General features: G+C 70.4%; 17 protein-coding genes. 11 read left to right on the forward strand and 6 right to left on the reverse strand.

From position 1 onward, the window contains the following. Window positions 1-117 precede the first annotated feature (117 nt). Window positions 118-759 carry a DUF305 domain-containing protein gene (locus AB0E77_RS24235; RefSeq protein WP_361573895.1) on the reverse strand — a complete coding sequence of 214 codons (642 nt, stop codon included), beginning with the start codon at window positions 757-759 and terminating at the stop codon, window positions 118-120. A 120-nt stretch (window positions 760-879) separates the two neighbouring features. After that, window positions 880-1,281, reverse strand: a complete 402-nt coding sequence (locus tag AB0E77_RS24240; protein ID WP_361573897.1) for a DUF6153 family protein — start codon at window positions 1,279-1,281, stop codon at window positions 880-882. A gap of 838 nt (window positions 1,282-2,119) precedes the next feature. Here AB0E77_RS24240 and AB0E77_RS24245 point away from each other — a divergent pair. The 3 genes from AB0E77_RS24245 to AB0E77_RS24255 all read left to right on the forward strand — a co-directional run bounded on the left by AB0E77_RS24245 (window position 2,120) and on the right by AB0E77_RS24255 (window position 5,188). Then, window positions 2,120-3,271 carry a PLP-dependent cysteine synthase family protein gene (locus AB0E77_RS24245; protein ID WP_361573899.1) on the forward strand — a complete coding sequence of 384 codons (1,152 nt, stop codon included), beginning with the start codon at window positions 2,120-2,122 and terminating at the stop codon, window positions 3,269-3,271. Then, window positions 3,268-4,521, forward strand: a complete 1,254-nt coding sequence (locus AB0E77_RS24250; RefSeq protein WP_361573901.1) for an MFS transporter — start codon at window positions 3,268-3,270, stop codon at window positions 4,519-4,521. The genes AB0E77_RS24245 and AB0E77_RS24250 overlap by 4 nt, the downstream gene beginning before the upstream one ends. Window positions 4,522-4,837: 316 nt before the next feature. After that, a complete protein-coding gene (locus AB0E77_RS24255; RefSeq protein ID WP_361573902.1) occupies window positions 4,838-5,188 on the forward strand; it encodes an NADH-quinone oxidoreductase subunit A in 351 nt (116 codons plus the stop codon). Between the two features lie 365 nt (window positions 5,189-5,553). Here AB0E77_RS24255 and AB0E77_RS24260 read toward each other — a convergent pair whose 3' ends face one another. After that, window positions 5,554-5,703, reverse strand: coding sequence for a hypothetical protein (locus AB0E77_RS24260; RefSeq protein WP_361573904.1), 150 nt, complete (start codon window positions 5,701-5,703; stop codon window positions 5,554-5,556). 6 nt (window positions 5,704-5,709) lie between these two features. Here AB0E77_RS24260 and AB0E77_RS24265 point away from each other — a divergent pair, with 6 nt between their 5' ends. The 7 genes from AB0E77_RS24265 to AB0E77_RS24295 are packed head-to-tail and all read left to right on the forward strand — an operon-like array spanning window position 5,710 to window position 13,112. Beyond that, window positions 5,710-6,507, forward strand: a complete 798-nt coding sequence (locus tag AB0E77_RS24265; protein ID WP_361573906.1) for a hypothetical protein — start codon at window positions 5,710-5,712, stop codon at window positions 6,505-6,507. Beyond that, complete coding sequence (locus AB0E77_RS24270) at window positions 6,500-7,429, forward strand: NADH-quinone oxidoreductase subunit H (RefSeq protein WP_361573908.1); 930 nt, start codon at window positions 6,500-6,502, stop codon at window positions 7,427-7,429. The genes AB0E77_RS24265 and AB0E77_RS24270 overlap by 8 nt, the downstream gene beginning before the upstream one ends. Before the next feature lie 14 nt (window positions 7,430-7,443). Beyond that, entirely contained in the window at window positions 7,444-8,013 is a 570-nt protein-coding gene (locus AB0E77_RS24275) for an NADH-quinone oxidoreductase subunit J (protein ID WP_361573910.1), read from the forward strand. Further along, window positions 8,010-8,315 carry an NADH-quinone oxidoreductase subunit K gene (locus tag AB0E77_RS24280; RefSeq protein ID WP_030871961.1) on the forward strand — a complete coding sequence of 102 codons (306 nt, stop codon included), beginning with the start codon at window positions 8,010-8,012 and terminating at the stop codon, window positions 8,313-8,315. The genes AB0E77_RS24275 and AB0E77_RS24280 overlap by 4 nt, the downstream gene beginning before the upstream one ends. Continuing rightward, window positions 8,312-10,183, forward strand: coding sequence for a proton-conducting transporter membrane subunit (locus AB0E77_RS24285; RefSeq protein WP_361573912.1), 1,872 nt, complete (start codon window positions 8,312-8,314; stop codon window positions 10,181-10,183). Before AB0E77_RS24280 ends, AB0E77_RS24285 begins: the two co-directional genes overlap by 4 nt. A gap of 5 nt (window positions 10,184-10,188) precedes the next feature. Then, complete coding sequence (locus tag AB0E77_RS24290; RefSeq protein WP_361573913.1) at window positions 10,189-11,694, forward strand: NADH-quinone oxidoreductase subunit M; 1,506 nt, start codon at window positions 10,189-10,191, stop codon at window positions 11,692-11,694. Next, entirely contained in the window at window positions 11,691-13,112 is a 1,422-nt protein-coding gene (locus tag AB0E77_RS24295) for an NADH-quinone oxidoreductase subunit N (RefSeq protein ID WP_361573915.1), read from the forward strand. Before AB0E77_RS24290 ends, AB0E77_RS24295 begins: the two co-directional genes overlap by 4 nt. A gap of 403 nt (window positions 13,113-13,515) precedes the next feature. Here the strand turns inward: AB0E77_RS24295 and AB0E77_RS24300 are convergent, their stop codons facing one another. From AB0E77_RS24300 to AB0E77_RS24310, 3 genes are all read right to left on the reverse strand, one after another. Beyond that, window positions 13,516-14,814: a helix-turn-helix transcriptional regulator gene (locus tag AB0E77_RS24300; protein WP_361573917.1), complete on the reverse strand. Its 1,299-nt coding sequence runs from the start codon at window positions 14,812-14,814 to the stop codon at window positions 13,516-13,518. Window positions 14,815-15,077: 263 nt separating this feature from the next. Next, window positions 15,078-15,305 carry a DUF397 domain-containing protein gene (locus tag AB0E77_RS24305; RefSeq protein WP_361573919.1) on the reverse strand — a complete coding sequence of 76 codons (228 nt, stop codon included), beginning with the start codon at window positions 15,303-15,305 and terminating at the stop codon, window positions 15,078-15,080. Beyond that, window positions 15,302-16,183, reverse strand: coding sequence for a helix-turn-helix transcriptional regulator (locus AB0E77_RS24310; protein ID WP_361573921.1), 882 nt, complete (start codon window positions 16,181-16,183; stop codon window positions 15,302-15,304). The genes AB0E77_RS24305 and AB0E77_RS24310 overlap by 4 nt, the downstream gene beginning before the upstream one ends. Window positions 16,184-16,521: 338 nt before the next feature. Here AB0E77_RS24310 and AB0E77_RS24315 point away from each other — a divergent pair, with 338 nt between their 5' ends. Next, window positions 16,522-17,433 (forward strand): ATP-binding protein, encoded by a 912-nt coding sequence (locus AB0E77_RS24315; RefSeq protein WP_361573923.1) that lies wholly within the window; start codon window positions 16,522-16,524, stop codon window positions 17,431-17,433. Window positions 17,434-17,926: the final 493 nt, after the last annotated feature.

The following is a 17,926-nucleotide window of genomic DNA, read 5'->3' on the forward strand; positions in this document are numbered from 1 at the left end:
CCTGCACCCTCTGTTCGGCACTCCCGTCCACACCTTCACGGCCGAGGACGTGGAGACGATCGGCAGCATCCTGGAATGGCACCCCTCGGGGCGTCCGCCCCGCACCGACGTGAGCGATCAGCCCTTGCCGAGCAGTCCGTTCATCTGCTCGATCTCCGCGCTCTGCGAGCTGATGATCTCGCCGGCCATCTTGGTGGCCGGTCCGTAGGTGCCGTCGGCCTGCTCGGTCTTCGCCATGTCGACCGCGCCCTCGTGATGCTTGATCATCATCTCCATGAAGGCGGTGTCGAACGCCTTGCCCGAGGTGTTCTCGAGTTCGGTCATCTCCTCGGCCGTCATCATCCCGCCCATGTCGTGCATGGAGTGGTCCATGGCACCCTCGGCGGGCACTTCCTCGCCCCAGGAGGTCAGCCACCCGGAGAGCGTCTTGATCTCCGGGTCCTGGGCCTTCTTGATGTCTGCGGCGAGCTTCTTCACCTCGGCCGACTGCGCGCGGTCGGGCGCGAGGTCGGCCATTTCGATGGCCTGGCGGTGGTGGGGGATCATCCCCTTAGCGAAGGCGACGTCGGCGGCGTTGTGCTGCCCCTGCGACGCCGATGCCGACGCCGGGGCGGACGAGGAGGTGGTGGCGTTGTGGCCGTTGTGTCCGGCCGGGCTGTCGCCGTCGCTGTTGCCACCGCAGGCGGCCAGGACGAGTGCTGCCGCACCCGCGGCAGCAACGGCGGCGGTACGGCGGACGAGGGAACGCTTGCGGATCATGGTGGTGCAACTCCTTGGCGCGCCGTCGTCGGCGCGCGGTGGGAAGAGATGTCAGGGCGTGCGAAAGCACGGCACCCGTCACCGGAAGACACCGGCTACAGGGGTACCGAGCGAGCCGCTCTATATCCGCAGGAGTTGCAGCTCGGAAAGATCGGGTGGGGCCCGGCCGTCATGCGGCGACCCGGAGAACGTCGCGGCGGGCGCAGGGGTGGGCGGCGCGTCCAGCAGGGCGCCGGTCAGAGCGGGCGGCGTGTACGCCGAACCCGTGCCGGCAGCCGCACATGTCCCGTCGGCGTGATCGAGATGGCTCGACCCGCCATCCGTGTGCGTACATCCCCCGTCCGCGTGTGGAACGCCGTCCGCCGCGGCCATCACCATGTCGTGGCCTGCGCCCTTCTGCGCAGCCGGCGCCGCCCCGGGGGCGAGGCCATGCATGCCCAGCACGCCGGCCAGCACCGCCATCACCAGCAGCACGAACAGCCGCCCGGCAGGGCGGCTGCTTGATCGGGGGCTCCTGGTCACGGCACCCATCGTACGGGCCCCTCGTGTAAGCGGCAGGTGTGACGGTGCGATCGGGGGCTGCCCCTGCCGGCGTCTCCGGGCACGCCCTTCGCCCAGGTGGCGAGGGGACTCACCCGATCCGGTGATCGGCAGCACTCGTATGTGCCGTGAAGCCGAGGCCGCCTTGAGCCACATATGCGGACGTCCCAGCCCGCGCCCAACCCGGAGAGCGCGTCACCCGGACCTCAGGCGGCCGCTTGGCACGCAACGACCGCATGCATACAAGCCGTTACAGTCCGTATTGATGTCTGTCTGGTCGGTATTGCCGTGCACTCGGCCCGTGGCGCGCACCGCGGCGCCGCTGGTCGTGCTGCTTGCTGTGCTGGTGCACCTGCTGGCCTGCGCGCATGGACCGGCCATGACCGGGATGGCACGGGCGGAAACCGCGCACAGCGCAGGAGCGTTCCGTGGGCACGCACCGGAACCGGCCGACGCGGAGACCGCTCTGCTGCAGAGCGCGCCGACGCATGATCACCAGCCGCAGTGTTGTGATCTGGACGAACCCACGGTGCAGCCCTCGCGCGACATTCCCCTCGCCGACGGCCCAGCCCTCCATGTCCTCCGCGTTGAACACCCCGGCACCCAGCCGTCGGCCCCACGGGCCGGCGAGCACCCACCGGCTTCCCGCCCAAGTGGCTCGTCCACGGGACATACGCGGTCCCGTCTCGGCGTGTGGCGGACCTGATCGACCAAGTCCCGCGGTCCTTCACCCGGCTGCGGCCCACCAGTCGATCACCTCCACCTCCCTCTACAAGCGGCCTGTCGCTGTTCACGGCACCGGCCGCCGGAGAACCACGCCATGAAACACCTGACCTGCACGTCTGTCCTGGCTGCGCCGACGCAGCCGCTCCCCGAAGCCAAGCGCCCGACGCACACTCCCGCCGGCCTGGTCGGCAACACGCCCGTCCTCCACATCGGTGCTCCCTTCACCACGCCGGGGCACGGCTTCTGGGCCAAGATCGAGGGCCACAACCCGGGCGGCATCAAGGACCGCACCGCACTGCACATGGTGCGAGCCGCCCGCGAGCGCGGACAGCTCCTGCCCGGCGCCCGCATCGTCGAGTCTTCCTCCGGCACGCTCGGTCTCGGCCTGGCTCTCGCCGGCGCGACCTACGGTCATCCGGTCACCGTCGTCACCGATCCGGGCATGGAGCCCTTGATGACGGGACTCCTCACGGCCTACGGGGCCGTCGTGGACGTCGTCGACACCCCGCTCGCCTGTGGAGGCTGGCAGGGCGCACGTCGTCAGCGCGTCGAAGAACTCCTCGCCGTCCATCCCGACGCCTGGTGTCCTGATCAGTACAACAACCCGGAGAACGTGGCCGCGTACGCTCCGCTCGCCCACGAACTCGTCGCCCAGCTCGGCCGGATCGACACGCTTGTCGTGTCCGTCGGCACGGGCGGCCACTCCGCCGGGGTCGCCTCCGTCCTGCGTGGGTTCTTCCCCCGCCTGCGGGTCGTGGGGGTGGACACCTGCGGCTCGACCATCTTCGGACAGCCCGCGGCACCCCGTCTGATGCGGGGTCTGGGCAGCAGCATCCATCCGCGCAACGTCGCCTACGACCTGTTCGACGAGGTCCACTGGGTTGCCGCGCCGGAAGCGGTGTGGTCGGCACGCAGGCTGGCCCGTGACCACTACGCCACCGGGGGCTGGAGCGTCGGCGCGGTCGCGCTCGTCGCCCGGTGGGCGGCGCACACCCTGCCGGTCGAGAACCGGATCGTCGCGATCTTCCCCGACGGCCCGCAGCGGTACGTCGGCACGGTCTTCGACGACGTCTACTGCCGTGAGCACGGCCTGCTCGACGACCCACCCGCCGACGAACCCGAGGAAGTCGTCCGTCCGGGAGATCGGGTGGTGACCCGCTGGACGCGCTGCACCCACGTCACCGATCCCCTGGCTCCCGCCGGCGCACAGGATGTGGGAGACAGGACCGTAGGAGTCGCGCGATGAAGCACCTGTGGCAGCAGTCCCGCTCGTTCCCTGCCCCGATCCGGCTCTTGATGGCCAACCAGTTCGCCATCAACCTCGCCTTCTACATGCTGATGCCCTACCTGGCGGCTCACCTGGCCGGCGGGCTCGGGCTGGCGGCCTGGGCCGTCGGACTCATCCTGGGCGTCCGCAACTTCTCCCAGCAGGGCATGTTCCTCATCGGAGGCACGATCGCCGACCGATACGGCTACAAAGCCCCGATCATGGCGGGCTGCCTGCTCCGCACCGTCGGCTTCGGCCTGCTCGGCTGGGTCGACAACCTGCCCGCCCTTGTCGCCGCTTCGGCGGCCACCGGCTTCGCCGGTGCCCTGTTCAATCCCGCCGTACGGGCCTACCTCGCTGCCGAAGCCGGCGAGCGGCGGGTGGACGCCTTCGCGACCTTCAACGTCTACTACCAGGCCGGCATGCTTCTCGGCCCCCTGGTGGGCCTGGCTCTGCTGGCCGCCGACTTCCGGCTCGTCTGCACGGTCGCAGCCGCGATCTTCACCCTGCTGACCGTCCTGCAGTGGCGTGCCCTGCCCGCCCGCCGCGGCGATGCCCCCGGCGCGACGCCGGGCAACGTCCTGACGCAGTGGCGCACGGTCGTGGCCAACCGGCCCTTTCTCCTCTTCGCCCTCGCGATGATCGGCTCCTACGTCCTCACCTTCCAGGTCTACCTGGCGCTGCCCCTGGCTGCGGCCGACGTCCTCGGTGCGAAGGGCACCTGGGCGACCAGCGGACTCTTCGTCATCTCCGCCGCGGTCGCCGTGATCGGGCAACTCCGGCTCACCGGCTGGGCGAAGCGACGCTGGACCCCCGCTCAGGCACTCGTCCGCGGACTCACCGCCATGGGAATGGCCTTCGTGCCGCTCGCACTCGCACCACCCGAAGCTCCCGCCGCCGTACTCACCGCTCTGGTTCTGGCCGTGGCTCTCCTGGCCGTCGGCGGTGCCATCGTCTATCCGTTCGAAATGGACACCGTCGTCACGCTCTCGGGCAACCGGCTCGTGGCAACCCACTACGGGCTGTACAACACCGTTTCGGGCCTCGGCATCACCCTCGGCAACCTCGTCACCGGAGTCTTGTGGGACTTCGCCGCACGCGCGGACGCCTTCTGGCTGACGTGGTGTTCCCTGGCCGCGACCGGACTTGCCTGCGCGGCGTCCGTCGCCGCCCTGGAACGTAGCGGGCGCTTGATCGCGCGGACAGAGGCGCCGCTTGCCCCCGCATGACGCGCCGGCACACCCGGGGGGCACCGATGGACTCGGTCACCTCGCGGGGTGTGCGCGCGTCGGGCACCGTGGCCTTAGCACTCGACGCCGGGTGACTGGGCGCGCCGACTGCCGTTTCCGGGTCTGCGCCTCGTTGCGGCTCGTGCCCTTCGGGACTGCGTATGCCTCCCCGGGGTACCCCCACGCTTCCGGCACGGGCGGGAACGGAGCGGCAGATGTGTACGACGCGGAGTGCGTGCGGGAGAGCGCCCGCCAACGGACGTCCCGGCGCGAGGGTGACGCGGCGTGAGACGGGCCTCCCGGGTGGTGGCATCCGGTGAGCGGCTTCACTGCCGCACTGTCCTTGCTGGGCCTGGCTCTCCTGGCGGTGGCCGGAGTGTACGGAGCGGCCCGGGCGCTTCGGCTCTCGTCCGGTCCGCTGCCCGCGCAGCCGTTCGGGTCGGGACTGGAGCCGGCGGAACACGCGGTCAGCCGTTTCCACGTGCGCTGGTACACGGTGACGATGCTCTTCCTCGCCTTCGACATGGAGATGGTCTTCATGTACCCGTGGACGCTGGTGATCTCCACGATGGGGCCCAGCGCGGTGATCGAGATGTTCGTCTTCCTTGCCGTCCTGCTCACCGGCGTGGTCTACGCATGGCGGGAAGGGGCGCTGCGGTGGGCCTGACCGCCGTACTGACCCGCGCGGCGGCCCGGCGGCCACGCGTCCTGCTGGTGACGATGCCGGGCGGCACGCCGGTGCGGCTGGCCGCCGAGGAACAACTGCGCTGGCGAGACTGGCCGTCGGCGTCGACCCCGGCTGGAGCCGACTTGATGCTGGTGGCAGGTCCGGACTGCTCCCGGCTCGGCCCGGCGCTGGACAGGCTGTGGCAGGACATGCCCCGGCCATGTGTGCGCGTGCGGGCGGTGACGGCGGACGAAGTGGCGCCGGTTCTCGACGCTGGTCGCACCCGGCTCGGTGCACCGGGCGGAGGGCCCGGCGAGACCGACCGCGGCGTGGGGATGAACGGGCACGGATCCGCTGAGCCCGGGTCAGCGGGAGGGCCGGACGGAGAACCCGCGCGGGCCCATCGGGAGGAGCACACAGAGGGAGAGCACGACGTTCGCGACGTCACGGGTCACGAGGAAGGCGAGCACGACCATGCCGGTCATCCCGATCACGGACACCCCGGTCACGGTCATGGCGACATGGAGATGCCGGGCGGACTGGCCATGGCCGAGCCGGGGGAGGACCGCGACGGTCTGACGCTGGACCGCCTGCACGTGGCATTGGGCCCGTTTCTGGCCGACTGGCCCGCCGGGCTGACCCTCCGTGTGGTGCTTCAGGGCGACGTCATCCAACGGGCCGACCTCGACGAGCCTGCGGTCGGCAGGCCGGGTGACCCCTTCTGGAGCCGGCCGTGGATCCGAGCCGCCACGGGTGAGCCGGTGGGTGTGGGGGAGGCCGCCCGGCTGCGGGCGGCGGCGCACCTGGACAGTCTGGGCCGACTGCTGTCGGTGGCGGGCTGGCCCGCCGAGGCGGTGACGGCCCGGCGACTGCGCGACGATCTGCTGGCCGGGGCGCCCGCCTCTGCGGTCCTGCCACGCGTGGAGCGCTTCGCCCGGCGGGTCGGTCGGTCACGGACCCTGTACTGGCTGACGCGAGGCATCGGTCCGCTCAGCGCGGCCGACGCCCGAGCCGCCGGCGTCACCGGTCCCGCCGTACGAGCGGCAGGCGGAGACGTACCGGCCCGCTACCGGCAGTGGCTCGCCGATGTCGTGGTCGACGTACGGCGGATGAACGCAACTGCCCGCCTCGATCCGGTGGCGCAGGAGAGCCCGCGCGGCCGGTGGGACGCCGAACACCCGCCGTCGGCCGCCCTGGCGACGCTGCTTCCCCGCCTGCTGCTGGGAGCCGAGTTGGGCGCCGCCCGCCTCGTCGTCGCCAGCCTCGACCCGGACCCGGACGAACTCGCCGTCGGCCGGCTGGAGGCGGCCGGTGGCTGAGACGGGGACGTGGTGGGCGCTGCTGGTCGCGCCGGCGATGCTGCTCGGCTTCGCGGTGGCAGCAGTGTCAGCCGACGCGGTACTGGACGCCCGGAACGCCGGCCGCCCGATCACCGTCAGCACCGTCGTTCGGCCGCTTCTCGCCGTACCGCGTGCGGTGTTGGCGCAGCCCCGGCGGTTGCCGGCGTCGGACCGGTTGCTGTGGCGGGCGGGCGTGATCACCGTGCCAGTGGCCGCGGTGCTGTCCACGCTGGTCATCCCCTTCGGTGACCACGTTGTCGCCGACCTGTCGGTCGGAGTGGTGTGGTTCAACGCCATGGAGGTGCTGACCTGGGCCGGGCTGTGGTTGGCGGGTTGGGGTCCGAACGCCGCGTTCTCCCTGGTCGGCGGCTACCGCTTCCTCGCCCAGGGCCTGGCCTACGAGCTGCCGCTGATGTTCGCGCTGATCTCGGCGGCCACGGGCGCCCAGTCCCTGCGGGTGACCGACATCGCCGGCGCCCAGCACGGCCTGTGGTACGCGGTGTGGATGCCGTTCGCCTTCCTCGTCTACCTGGCGGGCGTACTGGCCTTCAGCTTTCTGGGCCCGTTCGCGTATCCGGCCGGACGCGATGTCGCCGAGGGCGTACTGGGGGAGACGAGCGGGGTGGACCGGCTGCTGCTGGAGGCCGGACGGTGGCTGTGGCTGGCCGCGGGGGCGGCGATGGCGGTGCCGCTGTTCCTGGGCGGTGGCGCCGGGCCGGGGCTGCCGCCATGGGCGTGGTCGCTGGTCAAAACGCTGCTGGTACTGGCGGTGCTGGTGTGTCTGCTGCGGCGGCTGCCCATGGTCCGTGCCGACCGGTACGTGGAACTGGCCTGGGTGGTGCTCCTCCCCCTGTCCGTCCTTCAGACCCTGGTCCCGGCCTTGGTCGATCTCAGCCTCTAGGAAAGGAGCGCGGCATGGACACGACGGGCATGGTGCTGCTGTGGGTACTGGGCGTGCTCGCCCTCGTCGGCGGGGTCCTGGTGTTCACCCTGAATTCCATGGCCCGGGTCACCTTCGCGCTCCTGGGCTCCCTGGTGTGCGTCGGCGGGGTCGTGACCGTGCTGCGGCTGCCGTATCTCGGCGTGGTGATCGTGCTGATGATGGTCATGGAGATGGTGATCATGGCGGTGTTCATGATCGCGTACATGATGAACCCGGCCGGTCTGATGCCGATGTCGATGCTCCACAACAAACGCGGCTCACTGGTCGTCAGCGGTCTCGTGTTCGCCGCTCTGGTCGCCGGGATCTTCCTGGTTCCGTGGCCCGACCGCGTGGGAGCGCGGCCCAGGGACACCACGTTCCAGGTCGGCATGTCGTTGATGGGCGACCAGATGCTCACCATGGTCACTCTTGGATTCGTTCTCCTGGCCACCATGGTGGGCGCCACCGTCCTCGCCACCCACCGCGGACGGTACGACCGCTTCGGCGACGACCTCGACCAGCGGCCCGCGAACGACCCGGCCGACGGGGGAGTGGGCCGATGACGTTCGAACTCCTCCTGGTCCTCGCCGCCGGTCTGTTCTCGACGGGCCTGTACGGCGCACTCTCCCAGCAGTCCATCGTGATGATCATGATGGGCGTCGAGCTGATGATCGGCGGGGTCATCGTCGCCGCCGCCGACTTCTGGTACTTCCTCGCGCCCGCTGCCGGCAGCGGCCAAGTCGTGATCGTGGCGGCCGTGGTGGCGATGGCCGTGGAGATGGCCATGGGCTTCGCCGTCACCACCGCGATCTACCGCGCCCGGCAGGTCGACATGACCGACATGGCCGAGGACCTGAAGGGATGAGCGCGGTGCTCTGGCTACTGATCGCTCTCCCCATCGGGGCGGGAGCGGTGCTCGTCCTGACGGGACCCCGCCGCAACCGACTGGTCCCTGGCATCGCTGCTGCGGTCGCCGCGGTCACGCTCGGTGCCGCGATCGCCGCCGCGGTGACCCGGCCGGCCGCGAGCGCGCCGCTGTTCGCAGGGATGGAGGCGGGGCTGGCGGTGGACGGCCTGTCCGCGGTGATGGTGGTGACCGTCGCTGCGGTCACCCTCGCCGTCCTGGTTTTCGCGACGGGAGAGTTCGCCGCCGGCGAGAACCGGGGGCGGTTCTTCGGGCTGATGCTGCTCTTCGCCGGTGCCATGCTCGTGACCGTCACCGCGACCACCCTGCCGCTCCTGCTGATGGCCTGGGAGGTGATGGGCGCCGCCAGCTGGGCCCTGATCGGCTACTGGTGGCAGCGACCCGAACGTGCGGAAGCCGCCGACGTCGCGTTCCTCACCACCCGCGCCGCCGACCTCGGCCTGTATTTGGCGGCCGGCGCCGCCGTGGCCGGCGGGGTCGGCTCCCTGCGCCTGGACGCCCTGTCGCACGCCGCGTCGCCGTGGCTGCACGTCGTATCCGCGGGCATCGTCGTGGCCGCCCTGGGGAAATCCGCACAACTTCCTTTCTCCTTCTGGCTTTCGCGTGCCATGCAGGGACCGAGCCCTGTGTCCGCACTGCTCCACTCGGCGACCATGGTCGCCGCCGGCGCCTACCTGCTGCTGCGGCTGGTCCCGCTGCTGGACACCACGGAATGGGCCGGTCCGGTGGTCGCCTGGGCCGGCGCGGTCACCGCCCTGGCCCTGGGCCTGGTCGCGGTCGCCCAGACCGACCTCAAACAGCTCCTCGCGGCCTCCACCTCGGCGCAGATCGGCTTCATGGTGCTGGCCGCGGGCAGCGGCGGCGTCGCCGCGGGCACCACGCAACTGGTCGCACACGCCGCCACCAAGTCGGGTCTGTTCCTCGCCGCCGGGGCATGGCTGACGGCGCTGGGCACCAAACAACTCCCGGCGCTGCGCGGGGCGGCCCGCGCGCACCGGCTGGTCGGTGCGGCCTTCACCGTCGGCGCGCTCACTCTGGCCGGGCTGCCGCCCCTGTCCCTGTGGGCGGCCAAGGACGAGGTCCTCGCCGCCGCCCGCACCGGGGGAACCGGGCTGTACGCGGTGGGCCTCGCGGCAGCCGCCGTCGCTGCCGTCTACAGCATCAAGGCCGTCTGGTACGTCACCCGTCCCCTCCCGGAGAGTCCGCAGGCCGGCTACGACACCGAGCAGCGCGGCACCCGCGGCGTCGCCCGTACGGCATCGGCTCCCCTCCTCGCCCTCACCCTTGCCGCGGCGGTGCTGGGCGTGCTGGCCCTGCCGGGACCGGCGTCCTGGCTGAAGGGGCTGGTCGGCGCCCGGGTCGAGCCGTCCCCCGCGCCGTGGGAGCTCGGGCTGTCCGCCGGTGTGGCGTTCGCCGCCGCCGGCCTGGCCTGGTGGTGCGCGTCCCGCCCGGCGCCCGTACCGCGCGCCGCCGCATGTGCGGCTCACGGTTGGCTGTACCTGGAGCAGGCCGCGCGGACCGTCGTGGCGCGTCCGGTGCTGGGCCTGGCCCGGACGCTGGCCGTCTTCGACGACCGCGTCGTCGACGGCGCCGTACGGCAGACCGCCCGCGGCGGCCTGGCGACGGCCCGGCTCGCGCGCCGCCTGGACGACGGCGGAATCGACGGCGCCGTCCGCACGGTCGCCGCGAGTGCGCGGCGCCTGGGCCGTTGGGCCCGCCGCCCGCAGACCGGGCTGCTGCATCAGTACTACGCCCAGGCCGTCGTCGGCTTCCTCGTGCTCGTCCTGATCATCCTGTTGGTGAGGTAACCCCTGTGCTGAGCGTCGTCACGTTCCTGCCGCTGCTGGCGTGCGCGGTGCTGTCGCTCCTGCCGCGCACGCTCCCCGACCGGTCGTACGTCTGGCTGTGGATCGTCACGTCCGCCGCCGACCTGGCCTTGGTCATCGCCCTGTGGGTCGGCTACGACACCCATGGCGGGATGCAGTACGAGCAGCGGGCGCGCTGGATCCCGAGTGCCGGCGTCGGCTACCACCTGGGAGTCGACGGCCTGTCCCTCCCCCTGGTCGCCCTGACCTGCCTGCTCTTCCTGGCCGTCGCCGTCCACTCCTTGCGCGAGAAGCGGCGGGTGCGCTCCTACGCCTGCCTCTTCCTTTTCCTGCAGTCCGTCAGCATCGGCCTGTTCGTCGCCCTCGACCTCATCCTCTTCTTCGTCTTCTTCGACCTCTCCATCGTCGGCATGTTCTTCGTCATCGCGGGCTGGGGACACGGCGAACGCGCCCGCGCCGCGGCACTGAGGTTCTTCCTCTACACCTTCATCGGCTCCCTCGCCCTCCTGCTGGGCTTCATCGGGCTCTACCTGGCAGCCGAACCGCACACCTTCGACATCGTCGACCTCACTCGCGTCAACCCACTGGCCGGACACGGGTTGTACGCCGGTCTGGTACTCCTGGCCATCGGGGTAGGACTGGCGGTCAAGACCCCGACCGTGCCGTTCCACACCTGGCTGCCGCCCGCGCACACCGACGCACCGGCCGCCGGCTCGGCGATCCTCGCCGGGGTCCTGCTGAAGATGGGTACATACGGTTTCGTACGCATCACCATGCCGCTGTTGCCCGGCAGTTGGCGCCACTACGCCCTCGTCATCGTGGTCGTCGGCGCCGTGTCCGTCGTCTACGGAGCGCTGGTTGCGTTGGCGCAGACGGACTTCAAACGCATGATCGCCTACACCTCGGTCAACCACATGGGCTACATCGTCCTCGCGGTCGGCGCCGCCGGGACGCTGGCCGGTACCGACGCCCAGGCCCGCTCCCTCGCGGTGACCGGAGCGGTCACCCAGATGGTCAGCCACGGCCTGATCACCGGAGCCCTGTTCCTGCTCAGCGGCGTGCTCTACGACCGAGGCCGGACGTACGAGATGGACGCCTACTCCGGCCTGGCCGCCCACACTCCGCGGTTCGCGGCAGTCACCGCTGTCGCCGCGTTCGCCAGTCTCGGCATTCCCGGCTTCTCCGGCTTCATCGCCGAGTTCCAGATCTTCACCGGCAGCCTGGCCTCCCAGGCCGTCGCAACCGCCCTCTCCGTGACCGGCATCCTGATCACCGCGGCCCTCTTCCTGATCGCGCTGCGGCGCATGTTCCTCGGCCCCGCGCGCCTGCCCGAGACCATTCCCGCCGGCGGCATCCGGGACCTCAGAACCACCGAGGCGCTGTCCACGGTGCCTCTGCTGGCGGTCGCCCTGGTGATCGGTGTCGCACCGCGCTGGCTGCTGGACGTCATCGAGCCGGCCGGGCGCACCCTGACCGGCCTGGTGGCACGGTGAACGAGAACCTGGCCGCACTCGTCCCCGAACTCGCCCTCCTCGGCGCCGCCGTCATCGGCCTCCTCGCCGGCTCCTGGCTACCCCGACGCCGCCAGTGGATCGTCGCGGCCCTCGCAGCCGTCGCTTGTGCGACGGGACTGGTGGCCACCGCTGTCACCATGGCCACGGACCGGGCACAGACCGTCTTCTCCGCCGCGTTCGCCGTCGACACCGCCACCAACGTCGGCCGGCTCATCGTCCTCACCGCCCTGCTGCTGATCATCGGCATGTCCGTGGAAACCGTGAGGAACCACGCACGCGAGACCGAGTACTGGGTACTGCTCCTGATGACCGGCGCGGGCACCCTCGCCCTCGTCGGCGCGAACGACCTGCTGATGCTGTTCGCCGCCTACCTACTGGCCAGCGTTCCTGCCTACGCACTCGCCGGTTTCGCGAAGGACGCACCCGGCACCGAAGCGGCCCTGAAGTACTACCTGATGGGCGCCCTGCTGGGCATCACCATGCTCGCCGGCACCGCGCTCCTGTACGCCGCCGGCCACGCCACCCATTACGGCAAGCTCGCCACGACCCTGCCTTCCGCCCCCTACGGGCTCGTCGCCGTCGGGCTCGTCGGTGTCCTGGCCGGCCTGCTCTTCAAGATCGGCGGGGTGCCGGCCCACTTCTGGGTGCCCGACGTCACCGACGGGGCTCCGGCACCCGTCGCCGCGTACGTCACCACGCTGCCCAAAGTCGGCGGTCTGATCGCCGGTTACCGACTGCTGCACCAGGCACTCGCCGACAGCGACGTCAACTGGTCGCTACTGATCGCGATCCTGGCCGCGGTCACCATGACCTTGGGGAACCTCGCGGCGTTCTTCCAGACCTCGGTCAAACGCCTGCTCGCCTACTCCACGATCAGCCAGGTCGGGTACCTCCTCATGGCGTTGGCCGTCACTACCCGCAGCGACCTCGCCCAGCGGAGCCTGCTGCTCTACCTGGCCGCCTACGCCCTCACCAACCTCGGCGCCTTCGCCGTCGTCACGGCACTCCCGCAGGCCCGTGCTCTAGATGACTACCGTGGCCTCGCCCGCCGCCACCCCGGCCTCGCGGCCGTGCTAGTCGTCTGTCTGCTGGGCCTGGTCGGCACACCGCCCACCGGCGTCTTCCTCGGCAAGCTGGAGATCTTCAGCGCGACCATCGACGGCGGCTACACCTGGCTCGCCGCCCTGGCGGTCGCCAACACCGTCGCCTCGCTCTTCTACTACCTGCGCTGGCTCGGCCCGCTGTTCCTCACCACCGACACGGCAGCCGTCGACTCGCTTGAGGGCTGGGGAGGCTGGTCTGCCGTCACCGCTCACCTGGCAGGCGTCCTCTCCCTCACGCTCGGCATTGCCGGCCAAGCCGTTCTCACCGTTGCCGAGGGCCCGCTGCTGTCCTGAAGTACTGCGCGTCGTCGAGCTGGCAAGAGCAGAAGGCCGGAGACGCATGCGGGTCGAGGCCGTTGCCTACGTGGATGCCGGACGGCGTTTGTGGTCGGGTTCGTTGCTGCGGACAAACGCCGCAGCTTCACCGAGGACCAGTCCGCGATGATCAGGGTCAAAGCCCCGGTGACCACGGGGTGGAAAGCCTGTCCCGAAAAGGGACAAGAGGTTTGTCCCGAGTCGGGACACGACGCCCGTCCCGAAAAGGGACACACAGCCAGAGACCTCGCGGACAGTTCGAAGCCACACGCGCGTACTCAGCCGTGGTCCACTGGACTCGGCTTCCGAGACCCCGCCCTCCGTCAATGCCTCGCCCCCTGGCATGGCAGCGACGCGACTCGCTCATTCGCGCTCGACTGGGTCAGTAGGCCACGGCCCGCGTCAAGTCTCGGACGCCGGATGTGCGGGGATGTCGCGAGCCCAAGACGGTCACGATGTCTCTGATTGCGGGCCGGTCGCGAACTTCTCCGGGGCTGACCCGTAGCGCTGCCAGTAGCTCCTGGGCGGTCTGCTCGGGCTTGCCCCACTGCCACCACGCACGAGCCAGGTCGGTGTGCATCCGGCCCTTACGCTCTGCTGTGGGAAAGTGTTCCGCTCGAAGTCCTCGCCCGGCTTCGAGTGCCGCACCGGCGTCACCCAAGGCCCAGTGCACTCCCACCGCGTAGAGGTCGACCGCCGGCGGCGAGATCCGGAACAGCCGGTCTGCGGGCGGCGATGAGGGGAGCCGACGTGCGGCGGTCCGGGCCTCGGAGATCATGTCCAGGGCTTGGCCGCGGTCACCCGCTCGTGCGGCCGTGTACGACGTCGTGCAGAGCAGCTGGGTGTAGGCCGCCGCCTGGGCCTCGGTGAAGAGCCCCGTGGCTTCGACGTCGGAGGCGGCCCGCAGGACGAGGCGTTGTGCGGTGGCTGTCTGATCCTGGTGCCGCAGGACGACCGCCAGCTCCTTGGCTGCTGCAGCGGCTGCCAGAGGTGAACCGGACAGTGAGGCGTACGTCGTGGCCCGGTCGGCCGTGATCCGAGCCCGGTCGTATCGGCCGATCTTCACCAGGGCTTGGGTGGCCAGGGTGTAGCAGGCGGACAGGCGGGCGTGGTCCAGGTCGGAGCGGGAGCGTGCGGCGTTGTGGGCGTCGCCCAGGAGGCTCGGGAGTTCACGGAGCAGGGCGGCATGCTGCCCTGCCTCGAACAGTCGGCGTGCGCGGGCGAGCCGGGCATCGGTGGGCACCGTGCTCCCGGAGGGTGCGGGGGTGTCGGCGAGGGCGTCGTCGACGGCCAGGAGCAGAGAGGCCGGCACGGCCGTCCCCGCGGCGGCGAGTAGCGTACGGCGGCGCATCGGGTCCTCCTCGGCGTCACGGGGAACGTCCGCCGTCACTCTAGTGCGGGTGGGCACACCTGCGGTGACGAAACCGCAGGCAGCCGCCAAGAGGGCTGAGGGCAGACCGACCGCTGAGGCGGCGGCCCGGAGCAGGCGCACGTCGGCGATGTGCTTGCTGCCTTCCAGCCGGGACACGGTGGAGGCCGAACAGCCGATTCGGGAGCCGAGGTCGGCCTGACGCCACCCTCGGTGCCGTCGGCCGAGACGGATGAGCCCGCCGGGATCGTGTTGCTCGACCAGGCTCCGGGCCTCCGGGGAGGACCAGACACCTGACTCGGTGATGAGCATCAGCCCTCCCGAACGGTCATTGATCGGGGCCCCAACCGTACGAATCGGGCGGGTACGTCGTCCATGCCGTGTGCAGCATCTGCACACGGCATCAGTGGAGTCTCCGGGCAGGCCCCCGTCGGCCGCGGCACGGCACGGCACCTGCACCGCACTCCGTCCCTGTGCCCGGCCGTGTTGGAGACCGGTGTATGCCGATGGTGGCCCGCCTCGTTCCGTCCGAGGAGAGCCACCATGCACTTCGCCGCACCTCGCGGGTCAGGCGCTCAGCGTGCCCGAAGTGCGTCGGCGCGGACGCCGGCCGTGAAGGCGGCCCACGACGTCTTCGGGAACACGAGGCCAGGGCCCTTCTTGTTCTTCGAGTCGCGTATGGCGATGTCGGTCGTCAGGTCTGCCGCTTCGAGGCAGTTGCCTTCCGCGCCGCTGCTGTAGGAGGACTTGAACCAGGCGCACTCGGAGGCCAGGTCGGCAGCCTTCGCGTGGGTAGTGGTCACGGTGTCAACTTTCTTTCGAGATCCCGTTGGACTTCATCGAGGAAGCGCGGCGTCTCGTGGGGTGCGAGCGCTGCGGCCCGCAGGGCGTCGAACCTGCGGGAGTATTTGCCGACGTCGGGCCTCTTGTCAGTGATGTTCGCCTGCCCGCCGGGCTGGTCCGCCTGGACGATCCGTCCCAGCGGCTCGCCCATGTCCAGGACCGCGAAGTTCTGACTGGCCCGGTAGCCGGTGGAGGCCGCGGGCAGGATCTGCACGGTGACGTGGTCCGACGAGGCAAGGTGTTTGATCTCTTCGTACTGCTCGGCCATCACCTCCCGGCTGCCGATCGTGCTGCGTACGGCGTCCTCGCCCATGATGACCCACAGGTCCCGGGGCTCGGCCTTGGTGATGAGTGCCTTGCGCTCCATGCGCAGGGACACGTTGGCGTCGATGAACTCGGTGGTCGTCTCGTCCACGGCCTTGGCGGACAGGAGTAGTTCGCGGGCGTAGCTCTCCGTCTGGAGAAGGCCGAAGACCAGTGAGGGCTGCCAGGCCGCGATGGATACCGCGTCGGTCTCCATTCCGACGTACTCGCGCATGCCTTTGGTCAGGTGCGGTGTGTACGGCACCCACCAGCCCTCTTGCAGGGATTCCCGGTGGATGACCAGGAGGCTGTCGACGACCTCGTGGTCGTCCACGCCGTAGTGGGCGAGAAGGTCCTTGAGGTCCTTCGGATTCGGGAGGCTGGTCCTGCCCCTCTCGACACGCCACAGCTTCTCGGCGGAGAAGCCGAGGGCGGAGGCGACGTCCTCTCGGCGCATGCCGAGGTCTTCTCGCATCTTGGCGAGCACCTTGCCCATGTGCACCCGCCGGCTGGTCGGTCCCTTCGGTGCGGCCACTGGCTTTCCTCTCCTGTCATGCCGAGGGCACGCTCCGGTCGCGCTGGGTTCGACCGTCCCCGAGTCCGGTTCGAGCTTCCCCCAGCCCGGCCCAGGCGGCCCCAAGTGCCCCTTGCCCATGCCCAGGTCGGGAGTCTGCCACCCCCGGTTCTGCTTGCACAGACAAGAGTCCGTTCCATCGCATATGCCATCTGCCGTGAAAATTGCATGCGCCATTGCATGGCAACTCTTTCGTGCAACAGAGTAGTTGAGTCGCAGCGCAGCGTGACTGGCCCAGGTGGAATCCGCTGCGCTGCCGTGCTCTCGCACGATCCCCGTGAGCTCCCGGAGGTACAGGTATGTCTTCGACCGCGACGCACACGCACGCTGATGCCGCCAGGCCGCTCGGGGCGCGGGCGGGGCATGAACTCTGCATCGCCCGAGACCCGGCCTCGGTGCCTGGCGGCATCACCGAAAGAGACGCCCTGTGGCCCGGCCGTCTCCGCCGGGTCGTGCGGGCGGCCCTGCACCGCTGGGAGCGGGCCGACCTGGTGACGGCCGAGGAGCTACTGACGACTGAACTGGTCACCAACGCCCTCCGGCACGGGCAGGCGGCGGAGATCCGCTACCGCCTCTATCTCACCGCTGCCGACCTGGTGACCGAGGTGCGGGACGGTTCCGCGAATCTCGCAGTGCTTCGCCATGCCGCTCCACACGAGGAGGCCGGCCGTGGCCTCTTCCTCGTCCATGCCGTAGCTGACGCCTGGGGAGTCAGTTCCGACGGTGCGACGACCTGGTGCACCCTCTCGCTCCACCAAGGATGCGACATCCGTTCGGCAACCAACCCTCCACCTGTGCCGGTAGCGAGGCGGTACCCCACCATCAGCCTGCCGGGTGACGGCAGCGCCGCGATCCGAGCACGGACGATCGCTCGCACCGGACTCACGGTCATGGGCTGGCAGGGTTCGGTCCACGCAGCCTCGGACGTGGTCGGCCGACTCGTGCAGAACGGCGTCGAGCACGGCGTTGGTGACCGCTTCGACCAGCAGATCACGGTCGATCTCCGGCTCGACGAGGCCGAGCATCTCGTCATCGACGTACATGATCCCAACCCGTCGTTTCCCGACTTCGACAGGGCACAGGCGGGCGGCGTAGGGCGCGGTCTGTGGGAGGTGCGGCGGCTCGGTGCGGTGGTGACCTGGTTCCTCTCGCCGGAGCGCAAAGGCAAGATCGTGCGCGCCACGATGGCGCCCGGGCCGATGCAACCGTGACCACCGACCGCTCGGCGTTCTGGCTTGTTCCGAAGCTGGTCGACGTGAAGGTTCCCGCTGGCCCCGTGCCTGAAGACATGGCGGATCTCGCCGCTCGCGTCCGCGCTCTACTCGACCTCGATACGGGGCGAGGCACTCGGGTCCCGCTCGGAGGCGACCTCTTCGATGTCGTGATCACAGGAAGCGGGGTAGAGGGGCGCGCCGTGGCCGTGTTGATGGACGAGGTCCAGCGAGGCTGCGGGCCGGTCATCGACGATCCGGGCGGCGGCTGGCTCTGCTGGTTGGTCCCGCCCGGTTCGGCGGAGGCGTGGGAGCCGCATGACCGCGCGGTATGCGTCGGCGCCCCGCACACGATCACGCTGCCAGATCTCAGCAGTCGCACGTCCCCAGGCCCGTACTGGCTCCGTCAGTGCGCAAGTGACCGGCTCGTTCCCACGGAGCCGCTGCGCCGGGCGGTGGATCGGTGCCGACCCGTGCTGCCTCCTCTCTCGGC

The sequence above is a fragment of the Streptomyces sp. NPDC032940 genome (assembly GCF_040636935.1).
GTDB lineage: Bacteria > Actinomycetota > Actinomycetes > Streptomycetales > Streptomycetaceae > Streptomyces.